Annotated in this window: 10 protein-coding genes; 7 read left to right on the top strand and 3 right to left on the bottom strand. The window is 70.8% G+C overall.

The window, feature by feature from the left end; all coding sequences use genetic code 11:
* Nucleotides 1-32: 32 nt before the first annotated feature.
* Complete coding sequence (locus HUA78_RS10055; protein ID WP_174476159.1) at nt 33-1766, top strand: chromosome condensation regulator RCC1; 1734 nt, start codon at nt 33-35, stop codon at nt 1764-1766.
* Entirely contained in the window at nt 1763-3241 is a 1479-nt protein-coding gene (locus tag HUA78_RS10060; RefSeq protein ID WP_174476160.1) for a di-heme oxidoredictase family protein, read from the top strand. Before HUA78_RS10055 ends, HUA78_RS10060 begins: the two co-directional genes overlap by 4 nt.
* A 1-nt stretch (nt 3242) precedes the next feature.
* Here the strand turns inward: HUA78_RS10060 and HUA78_RS10065 are convergent, their stop codons facing one another.
* Entirely contained in the window at nt 3243-5207 is a 1965-nt protein-coding gene (locus tag HUA78_RS10065; protein WP_174453901.1) for an ATP-binding protein, read from the bottom strand.
* Nucleotides 5208-5932: 725 nt separating this feature from the next.
* Here HUA78_RS10065 and HUA78_RS10070 point away from each other — a divergent pair.
* Nucleotides 5933-6382, top strand: a complete 450-nt coding sequence (locus HUA78_RS10070; RefSeq protein WP_141643171.1) for a Fur family transcriptional regulator — start codon at nt 5933-5935, stop codon at nt 6380-6382.
* Nucleotides 6383-6509: 127 nt separating this feature from the next.
* Here HUA78_RS10070 and HUA78_RS10075 read toward each other — a convergent pair whose 3' ends face one another.
* Complete coding sequence (locus HUA78_RS10075) at nt 6510-7817, bottom strand: trypsin-like peptidase domain-containing protein (protein ID WP_141643172.1); 1308 nt, start codon at nt 7815-7817, stop codon at nt 6510-6512.
* Nucleotides 7818-8108: 291 nt separating this feature from the next.
* Between HUA78_RS10075 and HUA78_RS10080 the strand changes: the two genes are divergently transcribed.
* The 3 genes from HUA78_RS10080 to HUA78_RS10090 all read left to right on the top strand — a co-directional run bounded on the left by HUA78_RS10080 (nt 8109) and on the right by HUA78_RS10090 (nt 10942).
* Nucleotides 8109-8486 (top strand): response regulator, encoded by a 378-nt coding sequence (locus HUA78_RS10080; protein ID WP_141643173.1) that lies wholly within the window; start codon nt 8109-8111, stop codon nt 8484-8486.
* Between the two features lie 134 nt (nt 8487-8620).
* Nucleotides 8621-9190 carry a hypothetical protein gene (locus HUA78_RS10085; RefSeq protein ID WP_174465610.1) on the top strand — a complete coding sequence of 190 codons (570 nt, stop codon included), beginning with the start codon at nt 8621-8623 and terminating at the stop codon, nt 9188-9190.
* Between the two features lie 195 nt (nt 9191-9385).
* The gene (locus HUA78_RS10090) at nt 9386-10942 is read left to right on the top strand and encodes a hypothetical protein (RefSeq protein ID WP_174460711.1); all 1557 of its coding nucleotides are present in this window, start codon (nt 9386-9388) and stop codon (nt 10940-10942) included.
* A gap of 79 nt (nt 10943-11021) precedes the next feature.
* Here HUA78_RS10090 and HUA78_RS10095 read toward each other — a convergent pair whose 3' ends face one another.
* A complete protein-coding gene (locus HUA78_RS10095) occupies nt 11022-12182 on the bottom strand; it encodes a HAMP domain-containing sensor histidine kinase (RefSeq protein WP_254614123.1) in 1161 nt (386 codons plus the stop codon).
* A gap of 372 nt (nt 12183-12554) precedes the next feature.
* Between HUA78_RS10095 and HUA78_RS10100 the strand changes: the two genes are divergently transcribed.
* Nucleotides 12555-13463 (top strand): metallophosphoesterase, encoded by a 909-nt coding sequence (locus HUA78_RS10100; protein WP_141643175.1) that lies wholly within the window; start codon nt 12555-12557, stop codon nt 13461-13463.

Raw genomic sequence — 13463 nt, forward strand, 5'->3', positions numbered from 1 at the left:
TGCAAATCAATCTCAACAACTCAGGAGTCCCCATGAAGTCCCGTGCCTGTGTCCTGGCGCTCGTGACCCTCTGGCTCGCCGCGTGCGGGTCCGACGTGGAGTCCACGCCCGGCGTCCCCGTCTCTCCGTTCATGCAGGTGATGTCTCACGCGTCGGGCGACACTCTGAGTGAGCCCGTGGTGCGACTGACCGGTACGGTGAGCGTGCCGGGCAAGCTGGCCGGACTGACGGCGCGGGTGAACGACGGCGAGGCGCGCGCCGTGGAATACACGGAGAAGACGTCCACGTCGGGCATCTTCGCGGTGGAGCTCACGCTGCCCGAGGGCGACAACGAGGTGCGGCTGGAGGCGGTGGACCAGAGCGGCGGCACCAGCGTGCGGGTATTGAGCCTGCGCTACGCCCAGGCGCCCCAGGTGCAGGTGTTGTCCCCCGAGGAGGGGCTGGCCATCACCGTGCGCCGCGTGCGCGTGGACGCGGTCGCCACGGACAACGTGGCCGTGACGGCGCTCTCGTACACGCTCAACGACGGCGAGGAGCAGACGCTGGCGCTGCCCACCACGGCCGAGGGCGCGGTCTCCTTCGAGGTGACGCCCCGTCCCGGTGCCAACCAGGTGGTGGTGCGCGCGCGCGACGCGAAGGGCAACACGGGTGAGAAGACGGTGACCTTCCGCTTCGGCGGGTTGTCCACCGCGGGCGGCCTGCACAGCGGCACGCTGCGCAACGGGCGCGTCTACGTCTGGGGCCGCAACAACCGCGGCCAGCTGGGCCTGGGCGTGGACGTGACGGCGAACCAGACGCAGCCCCAGGCGGTGCCGGGCATCGAGAACGCGGCCTCCGTGGCCTTCAACCAGAACTTCTCCATGGCGCTCGACTCGGCCGGCGCGGTGTGGACCTGGGGTGAGAACGCGGACGGCCAGCTCGGCCTGGGCCAGCCGGGCACGCCCGACGTCGCGCCTCGCTACACGGCGACGAAGGTGCCCGGCCTGACGGGCGCGGTGGCGGTGGCCCCTGGATTCCGTCACGCGCTGGTGCTGATGGAGGACGGCACGGTGCGCGCCTTCGGCAACAACGCGGACGGCCAGTTGGGCGACGGCACGACGACGGCGCGGGACTACCCGGTGACGGTGCTGGGCCTGACGGACGTGGTGAAGCTGGTGGCCGGCTCCATGCACTCGGTGGCGCTCAAGCGCGACGGCACCGTGTGGACCTGGGGTCGCAACACCTACGGCAACCTGGGCACGGGCACGGCCGGCACGCAGGGACGTCCCACGGCGGAAGTCGTGCCGGGCCTGGCGGACGTGGTGGACCTGGCCAACGGGCGCGACCACATCCTCGCGGTGCACGCGGATGGCACCGTGTCCTCGTGGGGCCTGGGCGTCAGCGGGCAGCTGGGCAACGGGACGTCCGGAGCGAACACGCAGAGCGCCACGCCGGGCAAGGTGCCGGGCGCGACGGACGTGAGCGCCGTCTTCGCCAACGGCAACTACAGCTTCGCGCGGCGCGCGGACGGCTCGCTGCTCGCGTGGGGCCAGAATGGCAACGGCCAGCTCGGGGTGGGCGACGATGAGGACCGCGCCGTGCCCACCGAGTCGTCTCCCGAGGTGAAGCCCCTGTCCGCCATGGGCATGGGCGCCACCCACGTCATCGCCGTGCGCGGCGACGGCTCCGTCTACGCGTGGGGCTGGAACTTCAACGGCTCGCTCGGCCCCGACGCCGTCATCGACCGCTGGTCCTACACCGACCCCGTTCCGGTGACGCTGCCGTGAAACACGCCGCGGGCCTGGTCCTCCTGTTGACGCTCCTCGGCCTCGTCGCCTGCGACGGGTCCGGGGAGGCGCGCCCCGTCACTCCGACTCCCGAGGAGCCGAATCCCGAGGAGCCGAATCCCGGGGAACCGAATCCCGAGGAGCCCCTTCCGCGCTTCGACGTGGTGGAGGTGGGCGAGGACCGGCCCGGCGGCGAGACGAGCGTGGCGGTGGCGGGCGCCGCCGCCTTCACGAAGCCCGCGGCGAACCTGGTGCTGGCGCGCCGCTCCGAGTTCTTCGTGGGCGAGTCCGTCTTCGAGGCGAACTGGGTGGGCGCGCCCGGCTCGCAGCCCGAGCGCGACGGCCTGGGCCCGCTCTTCCACTCCGTCTCCTGCATCGCCTGCCACCTGGGCAACGGGCGCGGCCGTCCTCCCGAGGGGAACGAAGTCGCCGACACGCTGCTGGTGCGCCTGTCGGTGCCCGGCGTCGGCGCGCACGGAGGCCCGCTGCCCGAGCCCACCTATGGCGACCAGCTCCAACCCCGGAGCGTCGGCGCGGTGCCCGCCGAGGGGCAGGTGCGCGTGAAGTGGACGGACGTCCCCGGCACCTTCGCGGACGCGGAGCCCTACACGCTCCAGGCACCGGAGCTGGATTTGACGGAGCTGGCGTACGGGCCGCTGGCGCCCGACACGCGCACGTCCGCGCGGGTGGCGCAGCCCATGGTGGGCCTGGGCCTGCTCGCGGCGGTGAGCGACGAGACGCTGCTTGCGTGGGCGGACCCGGACGACGCGAATGGCGACGGCATCTCCGGGCGGCCCAACCGCGTGTGGAGCGAGCGCCAGGGCCGCGAGGTGGTGGGCCGCTTCGGATGGAAGGCGAACCAGCCGGACATCGAGCACCAGAACGCGGCGGCGCTGCTGGGCGACCTGGGCCTCACCACCACCCTCTTCACCGAGGAGAGCTGCACGGCGGCGCAGGCCGTGTGTCGGGCGGCGCCCCATGGCGGCGTGCCCGAGGTGAGCGAGCGGCAGTTGGAAGCGCTCGACTTCTATTCGCACACCGTGGCGGTGCCGACGCGCACGGGCGTGGACTTAGCCGACGTGCTGCGCGGCAAGGCCGTCTTCCACCGCGTGGGCTGCGCGAAGTGCCACCGGCCGTCCGTCACCACCGGCACGCTCGCGGGCTACCCGGAGCTGTCCGGCCAGCTCATCTGGCCCTACTCGGACCTGCTGCTGCATGACCTGGGGGACGCGCTGGCCGACGGGCGCGAGGACTTCCTCGCCTCGGGCCGCGAGTGGCGCACCGCGCCCCTGTGGGGCCTGGGCCGCGCGCGGGAGGTGAGCGGACACTCGCGGCTGCTGCATGACGGACGCGCGCGCACGCCCCTGGAGGCCATCCTCTGGCACGGCGGCGAGGCCGCGTCCGCGCGCGAGGCCGTGCGCGCGCTGTCGAAGGGGGAGCGCGACGCGCTCGTGGCCTTCCTCGACTCGCTCTGAGTCAGGCGCGGGCGGTGGGGGGGCCGTCCAGGGGCAGGCGGACGCGGAACGTGGAGCCCTCGCCGGGCGTGCTGTCCACGGACACCTCGCCGCCATGCGCCTCGACGATGCGGCGCAGCCGGTACAGCCCCAGCCCCAGGCCGCCGTAGTGGCGCACCGGCACCGCGCGCTCGAAGCGGCGGAACAGGCCCTCCACCCGCTCCGGGGCGATGCCGATGCCGTGGTCCTTCACCCACAGCGTCGCGGTGGAGTCCTCGTGCGCCAGCTCCACCTCCACCGGCTTGCCAGGGCCGAACTTCATCGCGTTGGACAACAGGTGCGCCACCACCTGCCTCAGCCGCGTGCCGTCCCAGCGGCCCCGCGTGGGTGACATGGGCCCGAGCACCAGCTCACAGCCCGCGCGCGCCGCGGCCGACTCCGAGCGCGCCACCACGTCACGCACCAGCGAGGACAGGTCCACGACGTCCAGGTGGAGGTGGGGCGGGCCGCCCTGGAACTGGGACACGTCCAGGAGCGACTCCACCAGGTCCGACATCCGCTGCACCTGCCGGTCCGCGGCCTCCAGCGCCCGCTCCAGCCGGGGCACGGCCTGGGCCACGCCCAGCACCCGCAGCGCCCCTTGCGCGCCCTGCACCCGCAGGCGCAGCGCGGCCAGCGGGGTGCGCAGCTCATGCGCCGCCACGCTGAGGAAGTCGTCGCGCGCGCGCACCGCCTCGCGCGCCTCGCGGTACAGCCGCAGCTGCTCCGTCACGTCGCCGATGATGCCCGACATCCGCACCGGCTGCCCCTGGCCGTCGAGCGACGCGCGCCCCCGACTCACGCAGGAGCGATAGCCCCCTGTCGCATGCCGCAGCCGGAAGGCCACGTCGTAGGGCACGCCCCGCTCCAGGTGCTCGGTCAGCGCGGCCAGCACGGCCGCCCGGTCCTCCGGGTGCAGGAGCTCCACGAAGGCTTCATACGTGCCGGCGAACGACTCCGGCGTCAGCCCCAGCATCTCCAACAGGCGCGGGCTCCAGTAGAGCGAGCCACGACGCAGGTCCCAGTCCCAGATGCCGTCATAGGAGCCATTCACCACCCGCCGGAAGCGCTCCTCGCTCTCGCGCGCGCCCCGCTCCGCATGCTCCAGCAGCCCCACCCGCCGCTCCAATTGCCGCACCACCCGGTACAGGTGGTCCTCGGTGGACAGCTCCCCGGTGGGCACCAGCGGCGCGGGGCCTCCCGCCTCCAGCGCGCGCAGCAGCGTCCCCACCAGCTCGTCCCCATCCTGCGCGCGCCGCACGAAGCCGTTGGCCCCCACGTTTTGCGCCATGCGCAAATCCAGCTCGTCCGGCGCCAGCGCGTGCGTGAGGATGACCGGCACGCGCCCAAGCCTCGGGTCCTGCCGCAGGGCCAGGCACAGCTTGTAGCCATCCATGCGCGGCATCAGCGCGTCCGCGAGCACCACGTCCGGCCGCCGCCGCCGCGCCACGTCCAGCGCCTGCGGGCCGTCCGACGCGGACACCACCTGGAAGCGCAGGGGCACCAGGAACAGCTGGAGCAGCTTGCGCGACACCGGGTCGTCATCCGCCACCAGCACCAGCGGCCGGGGCGCCTGTGCCTCCAGCCCCGGCAAGGCCTGCCGCACGCCCTCCACCAGCCCCGACAGGCTCAGCGGGCGCCACAAGAAGCCCGTCAGCGGCAGCGAGTGACGGCGCACCACCTCCTCTTCCGCGGGGAAGGCCAGCACGTACAGCCCCACCGCCGTCGTCTCCAGCGCCCGGCGCAACGCCGCCAGTCCCTCCTGTCCGGCCGCCAACAGCCCCGCGGCGGCCACCACCAGCAACACCGGCTGGGCCTGGAGCAGCGAGGCGGCGGCCCCCACGTCCGCCAGGGCAACGACCTGCCACCCCTGGCTCTCCAGCGCGAGCACCTGGAGCTCCCGGGCGACGCTGGCTTCTTCGATGAGCAGCAGGCTGGGCTTCGTCACGGCGAGGGGGACCCGGAGACACGAGCTACAGGGCCGTCCAGAGCACCCTGCGGAGCGAAAGGCGCAAGTGTGGGCACTCATCGCAGTGAGTCAAGGTACCCGTGCCGGAGTGTTGGACAGGACAACACCCGCCTCTGCCCTCCAGGCAACCCGAGGCGCCCTCCCTTCCCCGGCACCGCGCGGGAACTCCGCGACAAAAACATCGCAGGTGCTTTTACAACTCAGATACGAAAACCAGCCTGGAGCCCGTCCACCCGTATGCCCGCCCCACACGCCGGGCGAGCCCCCCACCGTGAGCCCGGGCAGGGCCACACGCGGCGCGAACCGGCTTCTTTCCGGCACCGCGTCACCGGTGACTCATGAGTTGCACCTGCACCCAGGACTCACTCGACTTCCTGTTTCTGATACCACCCCCTGGAGCCCTCCATGACGCGACGGGGCGACTGTCATGTCCACGACATCCGGAGCCCGCTCCCTCCGAGCGCGGTGGCCAGTTTGAACCTCACGGGGTCCACGAGCGTCCGAATCAGGAACTCAGGAAGCCGGAAGGCGCGAACTCTCGTTCCGCACAAGGATTGCACCAGTATCCTGGACTCCTGGTGTTTGTTCTCATATCAGAGAGTCTGGGGGGACCCGGCGGGCGAGCCACTCCAGTCCTCGACATCGGACGTTGCGGTACGGGCGAGGTGAAAGTGTCCCGCAGATCGGTTATGCGAAAAGATATCATGGGAGCCAAACGAATCGCCGTGCAGCCGAAGCTCGCTGATTTCCAGGAGAGGATCCGCGCGTCGGGTCTTCGCAGCACCGCGCCCCGCGTGGCGGTGCTTCGCGAACTGGAGACCGCCACCGCGCCAATGAGCCACGCCGACCTGGTGGATGCACTGGGTGACGAGGGCTATGACCGGGTGACCATCTACCGCAACCTGACGGACCTCACCGAGGCCGGCCTGGTGGTGCGCGCGGACCTGGGAGACCACGTGTGGCGCTTCGAGCTGCGACGCTCGGGCGACGAGCACAGCGGCAACCACCCGCACTTCACCTGCACCGACTGCGGCACGGTGGCGTGTCTGCCGGAGGAGTCCATCCGCATCGCGTCCTCCAAGGGCGTGCCTCGCGCGGTGGCCCAGAAGAGCGTGGACGTGCAGCTGCGCGGCGTCTGCGACCGCTGCGCCTGAAGTCCGGCGCTTCCCAAGCGCCCGCTGACCCCAGGTGACGACCGCCCGGGCCCCTTTCGACGGGGCCCAGGCGGCTTGTGCGTGGCCGGACGCGGGCGTTCATGCGCCCGGCGCACGCGGGGTGCGACTACTGGATGACGTAGGCCACGGTGCCGCTGCAGCTGTTGCTGGAGTAGCAGCCGGCGCGCATCGTGTACGTGCCCGCCGTCGGGGCCGTATACGAGACGAAGGACAGCAGGCTGCACGAGTCGTCGTTGTTCGCCACGGACGTGCCCGCCGAGTTGACCAGGCGCAGGTAGGTGTCACCCGTGCCGGAGGCGCCCGTCAGCGTGCAGGTGCCGAACTGGAGCGTCTGGCCCGCGGCCAGCGTCACCGTCTTGTCCGTGGTGTTCTGCGTCGCGTTGTTGGTGTTGGTGGCGGTGAACGCGAACGTCGTGGTGGGCGGGGGGTTGGTGGTGCCACACAGCCGCAGGCTGCCAGCCACCAGACAGTACGCGCTCACCGCGGGGCGCACGTAGGTGATGTCCTCGCCACGGCAGCCCGTCTCCGTGCAGGTGTTGACGATGTCGCAACTGCCGTTGGCGACGTAGTCCGTCTCGCCGCGCACGAGGATGCCCGCCACCGTGTAGTCGGTGTTCTCGTACACGCCGGAGCCGGAGTTGCCGCCGAACGTGTCCGTGGAGGCGACGAAGAAGTCCAGCGTGCTGGCGCGCGCGTTGCGCACGGAGCCGCCGTCGTCAATCTTGAAGGGGATGCCGCTGCCAGAGCCGATGACCGTCACCTTCGAGCCCACCGCCAGCGGGGCGTTGCCGGCGCGGATGGGCGCGGGGACGAAGCGCGGCGTGGCGGCGCGGTCCAGCTTGATGATGGCGTAGTCCAGGTTGAGCGGGCTCGACTCCTGCTTGCGCACCACGATGGACTGGCAGGAGAAGATGTCCGCCGACGTCACGGCCTTCATCCCCGTGGCCGACGTCCGGTAGAAGTTGAAGACGACGCGCGTGCTGCTGCACGCGGACGCGCTGGTGATGCAGTGGCCCGCCGTCAGCACCAGGTCATCGTCGATGAGCGTGCCCGAGCAGAACGCCGGCGTCAGGTCGTTCAGGAAGCGCTGGTTGGAGCACAGGCCATACGCCGACCCCAGCGTGGGCGCGTTGAACGTCACGTTGCCCGCGCTGTTCACGGTGAAGTCGGACGGGCTCATCAGCGCCACGGTGGACTGCTCGGCGCGCGCGCGCAGCGTCGCGTTCGTGTGCGCGTAGACATCCGTGCGGTTGTCGGTGCCGTAGACCACCGGCTGCCCGGTGGTCCCCGTCGCGGGAGGAGCCTCCTCCGGCTTGGTCGGCTCGGGCGCGGGCCCACACGCCGCGACGGACAGCGTGCACAGCAGCGAGGCCATCAACTTCCTGCCTGCTCCACTTCGACACATGGTTCGCATGCGGTCTGCTCCCTGGAATGGGCGCCCGCCGAGGGGACGGGCAGCCGGGCGCATCTTCAGTCCAACCCGCAAGACGAGCAAACCAACACAGCATCAACTTCCGTGTAATCCGAATTAACGCAACTCCATTGCAATGTTGGACCCGGAGCGTGGTCCCAGGGCGAGCGGGCGTCGGGTGGTGAGCACTCCCTGACCCGGTTCGCCGGCGAAGCGCTTCCACCTGGACGAAGTCAACCCCATCGTTACCGTGGTGTGGGAGCGAGTCCGCTCCGGACCAGGGTCGGAGGACCGGTGCAACCGCTTCAGACACTGCTCGTCGTGGACGACGATTTGGATATCCGCGACGCGCTCCAGGACGCGTTCGAGCTGGAGGGCTACTCCGTGTTGCTCGCGGCGGACGGCCTGGAGGCGCTGGCGCAACTGCGCCAGGAGGGCTCGCGTCCGCACCTCATCTTGTTGGACTTGATGATGCCCCGGATGGACGGCTTCGCCTTCCGCGAGGCGCTGCGCCATGACACGGCGCTGTCGGACATCCCCGTCGTCGTGGCGAGCGCGGACCTCCACCTGGAGGCCGCCGCGAAACAGCTCGACGTGGCGGGCTGCCTGCGCAAGCCGCTGGACCTGCACGAGCTGCTGTCCACGGTGAAGCGCCTGAGCCAGGCCGTCTGAGCGACGCCTTGCTTCGCCTGCTCGCTCCACGGGCGAAGCGACGTGGGGGTTTCCCGGACAGGTTGGCGAAGGGAGGCAGCCTCCCCACCCTTGCTCCCAGAAGTCATTCAACCGACCAAGGGAGAGGGAACCCCATGAAGAAGCTCATCACCACATTCGCGCTGTGCCTGGGCTCCGCCGCGTTCGCGCAGAGCGAGCCCGCCGAGCAACCGTCGCAGAACCAGATTCCGAGCTCCGGCGCGCGCGTCCAGACGGGCGTGGACGCCTCCGACGTGGGGCGCGGCATCAACGGCGCCACGAAGGAGGCCTCGAAGGTGCCCGGCGTGGACAACACCTTCAAGAAGGCGCACTCGCTGAACATCAAGGGCACGGTGAAGGAGTCGGACGACGACAGCGTGAAGCTGTCGCGCAAGGACCTGCCGGACGCCGAGCTGGATGTGAAGCCCCAGACGGTGGTGAAGCTGGACGGCAAGACGGTGCGGGCCGACCAGCTCCCCGAGGGCGCGGACGTCCACGCCCGCTTCCAGCTCTCCGGTGACAACGCCGTCGCCGTGGAGCTGCGCGCCACCAGCCCCAAGGGCGCCAAGGGCACGGGCGGCTCCGGCACCACCGACGCCGCGAAGAAGGACGCGAAGAAGGCCGGCGACCAGGTGGAGCAGACGGGCGATGACCTGAAGCAGGACGTGGACGACGCCGTCCACTGAAGCCCTGCTTGAGTCACCCGGCCGACAGGCCTCCCAAGCCCGCTTCCCTCACGGGGGGCGGGCCTGGTCATTTCTGGCGACACGTCACGCCCGCGCCTTGCCCACGGTGGGCAGCGCGCTTCCCTCTTTCCCATGTGGGCACGCGCGCAACACCCCGGTACGCCGCTTGCTCCACACCGGGGACGGGAGGAATCGGTGATTCGACGACTGTTGGGCGCGTGTGTCGGTGTGGCGATGGTGTTGGCGGCGGGAGCCTGCGACAGCTCGAAGGGGACGGGGTCGAAGGACGGCGGTGATGACATCCAGTCGCCCTCGGATGACGGGGGTGACGTCGGGACGGAGGACGCGGGCGACGGCGACGCGGGCACGGACGCCGGTGGCGACGACGCGGGCCCCGGTGACGCCGGCCCTGGCCCTGGCGACGGAGGCACGGACCCGGTTCCAGACGGCGGCACGCAGCCCACGACGCCCGAGGGCCCCTGGCCCACGGACGCGCTGACGAACTTCTCCGCGAAGTACGACATCCCCAAGGTCCGCTCGGTGGGCGTGGATGGCGCGCACAACGTCTGGCTGCTCAACGGCAACCAGATTGGCGTGCTGCGCGCGGGCACGGACCGGCCGCTGTGGACCAGCCAGCCCATTGGACAGGCGAGCCTCGGCCTGGGGTGGGAGGCGGACAAGCTCGCCATCGACTCCACCGTCATCTGCGGCGGCAAGGCCGGCGAGGCCTACGTCGGCTACCGGACGCACGACGAAATCGTGGGCGGCCAGAGAATCATCGGACGGGGTGAGGAGGGCTTCTCGGAGGAGCGCTACGTCGAGTTCCAGAAGGGCGATGTGGACGTCGTGCAGCTCAACGGCGAGGGCTCGGACATCGTGCTGCGCGAGCACCTCTATCGCTCCGCGGGCACCAGCCGCCCCAGCCGCAACGAGCCCCTCGGCATCCGCAACAGCAACGACTTCCACTACGACGAGGACCGCTCCGTCTACTCGTGCGTCCGGGTGATGAGCGGCACGTACGAAGGCGAGGTCTACCTCGGCACCAACCACGGCGTGACGCGCGTCCGCGGCTACGACTACAGCAGCCACCGGCACCCCGCGTGGTGGCAGACCATCCCGAATGAGGACCCCAGCAAACCTCCCAAGCAGTCCCAGCGCGCCGGCTACACCTACGGGCTTGGACTCTCGTCGGAGGGCCACCTGCTCATCGCCAACGACTGGAAGATTGGCATCCTCCCGCCCAACGCGGACCTCAAGTGGTGGGACCGGGAGAACCGTGACGGCGTGCCCGCCGACGCGGAGATTTCCGAGTACCTGCTCAACACCTTCGTGGACCCCGTCAATCCGGGCAACGACCAGTACCGCGACCAGGCGGCGCCCCAGAACAAGTGGCGCGCCATCCAGAAGACGAAGGACGGCCTGTACTACGTGGCGGGCCTGGGCAGCGGCCTGTGGCAGTTCCAGGCGAATCCCCAGCGACACGACCCGAAGAAGTACGCCGACACGGACTACGTCCGCATCGAGGGCGCGAACACCAACGACTACACGGCGCTGGCGGCCACCGCCGACGGCTCGCTCTTCGTCGGCACGGCGCACAACGGCCTGTGGCGCCTGACGCCCGGCAAGCAGATGGAGAAGGTGGCGGGCGTCAGTGGAGGTGAGGTGCGGCAGCTCATCTATGACCCTCGCGTGACGCCAGCCGCGCTGTACGCCCTCGTGGACGGGCGGCTGTACGTGCTGCGCGGGTACTGACACGCAAGAGCCTCGCGGGCTCGAGCCGACACACGGCGGGCGCCTCCTTCCTGACCATCGGAGGGGGCGCCCGTCCTCGTTACTTCGCCCTGCCGCCCACCACCACGGCCTGGATGCCGACGGACGGCGCGCGCGGCTGCGTGGGCAGGCGGAGGATGAAGGTGGAGCCCTGGCCCTGGGCGGAGCGCACGGTGATGCTGCCTCCCATGGCCTCCACAATCTGCCGGGTGATGTAGAGGCCCAGGCCCAGGCCGCCGTAGTGGCGCTCGGAGACGGCGCGCTCGAACTTGCCGAACAGGCGGGCCATGCCGTCCTCGGAGATGCCGATGCCGTGGTCCTTCACGGCCAGCACCGCCACGGTGCCCTCGCCCACCAGCGAGATTTCCACCGGCCGCCCCGCGCCGTACTTGGCCGCGTTGGACAGGAGGTTCACCAGCACCTGCTCCACGCGCAGCGGGTCCCACTGGCCCGGCAGCGTCCCGGACACGTGCACCGCCAGCTCGCAGCCCGCGCGCGCGAACTCCTCGGAGAACGCGTCCACCATCTGCCGGACGACCTGGACCAGGTCCAGCTCGCGCGGCTCCAGGCTCAGCTTGCCCGCCGCCAGCCGCGACACGTCCAAGAGCGTGTTCACCAGGCTGCCCAGCCGCGACAGTTGTCGCTCCAGCACCTGACCGCGCGGCGCCAGCTCCTGCCCCAGCGCGGGCTGCGCGCCCGTCACCTGTCGCAAGAGCAACTGCAGGTGCAGCCGCATGCTGGTGAGCGGCGTGCGCAGCTCGTGCGCGGCCACGCTGAGGAACTCGTCGCGGGCGCGCACGGCCTCCTGCGTCTCGCGCAGGGCCTGCTCGCGCACCGCGCGCTCCCGGGCCGCGCCCGCGTCACGCTGGGCCTCCACACGGCGGCGCTCCGTCAGGTCCTCCACGTAGATGCACGCGGCGATGACCTCGCCGTCGCGGCGCACCGGGTGGTAGCTGGCGCGGAAGACGCGCGTGCGCTCCACGCCCATGCCGGGCTCGCGGTGGATGATTTCCACCCCGTCCAGGGGCTCGCCCGTCTCCAGCACACGGCGCACCCGGCGGGCGGTGTCCCCCAGGGACGAGTGGGGGTTCATCACCTCGTCCATGAGGCGACCGAGGTGGGCCTCGCGCGGCAGGCCGTTGAGGGAGGCGAGCGCCTCGCTCACCTCCACGAAGCGCAGCTCCCGGTCCACCACCGCCATGCCCAGGGGCATGGTGCTCATCAGCTCGGAGAGGGCGACGGGGCGTAAGCCTTCGGAAGAAGCCTCCCGCCGTTCAGGGGCGGATTCACCGGCTGGCATCATCACTTCCGGGCCCATGTCGGGGGCCGTCCCAAGCCGGGGGCTCATCGTCTCAGCGTGTGTACCAACCTCGTAGGACGCCGTCACCGCATGCCCCCCGACAGTGTGTCCAATGGTGGAAGAAAGGCCCGAGGCCCTCCCGGAATCTTCCCAGAATCATGAGGGTTTTCCCCTCACCCCGCTGCTGGTCGCAAGGAGGGCAGGCGTGCGCGGGACACCTGCTTCAACCCACCTCCCCCGGCTTCATAGAATCGGGCGCTCGCCGCCCACGGCCCGGAAAAGGAACCGCACCGCATGCGCTTGAGACGTCTGGCCCGTCGCCGCCCCTCGTCGTCCTCGTCCAGTGGATCTCACCTGGAGCCCCTGCAGGGGGGCCGCAACGAGGTGGTGGCCTGGAGCGGAGCGGATCCGCTGCGCCCGGAGCGACGCCTTCGGTGGAGGGACCACTTCACCCTCACGGAGAACCTGCTCCACCTGCCGCACCTGCCGGCGTGTCATGACGGCCTGCGCGTGGCGCAGCTCTCCGACGTCCACGTGGGACAGGCCACCTCCGAGGTGCGCATCCGCCGCGCGGTGGAGGCCGTCAACGCGGAGTCACCCGACCTTGTTTTTCTCACGGGCGACTACGTCACCCACAGCCCCAAGCCGCTGCCGCGCGTGCGCGACGTGCTCTCCGGGCTGAAGGGCCGCGTCTTCGTGGTGCTGGGCAACCATGACCACTGGGTGGACGCGCCCTACCTGCGCCAGTGCTTCGAGCACCTGGGCTACACGGTGCTCCAGAACGAGCACCGCGTCGTCCACCTGCGCGGCGCTCCGGTGACGGTGCTGGGCGTGGATGACGGGCGCACCGGACGCGACGACGTGGAGGCAACGTTCCGCGGCGCGCCGGAGTCCGGCACGCGGCTGGTGCTGGCGCACACTCCGCCCACGGTGGACAAGCTGCCCGCCCAGGGCAACCTGGTGCAGTTCTCCGGGCACACGCACGGCGGCCAGTTCATCGTCCAGGGCCTCACCGAACGCCTGTTCCGCCGCGCGGGCCAGCCCTACATCCGCGGGCACTACCAGGTGAACGGCAACCAGCTCTATGTGAACCGGGGGTTGGGCTTCGGCTTCGGCGGCCCGTACCTGCGCCGGGGCAGCGAGCCGGAAGTGGCCTTCTTCACCCTGCGCGCCGCCGCGACGGCCATCGCCGCGGCGGGCTGA

The sequence above is a fragment of the Myxococcus sp. CA033 genome (genome assembly GCF_013336625.1).
Lineage (GTDB): Bacteria > Myxococcota > Myxococcia > Myxococcales > Myxococcaceae > Myxococcus > Myxococcus llanfairpwllgwyngyllgogerychwyrndrobwllllantysiliogogogochensis.

Bases quoted from the DNA above. Each gene is read 5' to 3' on its own strand.
- HUA78_RS10055 (WP_174476159.1), top strand. From the start codon at position 33: ATGAAGTCCCGTGCCTGTGTCCTGGCGCTCGTGACCCTCTGGCTCGCC.
- HUA78_RS10070 (WP_141643171.1), top strand. From the start codon at position 5,933: ATGGGAGCCAAACGAATCGCCGTGCAGCCGAAGCTCGCTGATTTCCAG.
- HUA78_RS10075 (WP_141643172.1), bottom strand. From the start codon at position 7,817: ATGCGAACCATGTGTCGAAGTGGAGCAGGCAGGAAGTTGATGGCCTCG.
- HUA78_RS10085 (WP_174465610.1), top strand. From the start codon at position 8,621: ATGAAGAAGCTCATCACCACATTCGCGCTGTGCCTGGGCTCCGCCGCG.
- HUA78_RS10095 (WP_254614123.1), bottom strand. From the start codon at position 12,182: ATGAGCACCATGCCCCTGGGCATGGCGGTGGTGGACCGGGAGCTGCGC.
- HUA78_RS10100 (WP_141643175.1), top strand. From the start codon at position 12,555: ATGCGCTTGAGACGTCTGGCCCGTCGCCGCCCCTCGTCGTCCTCGTCC.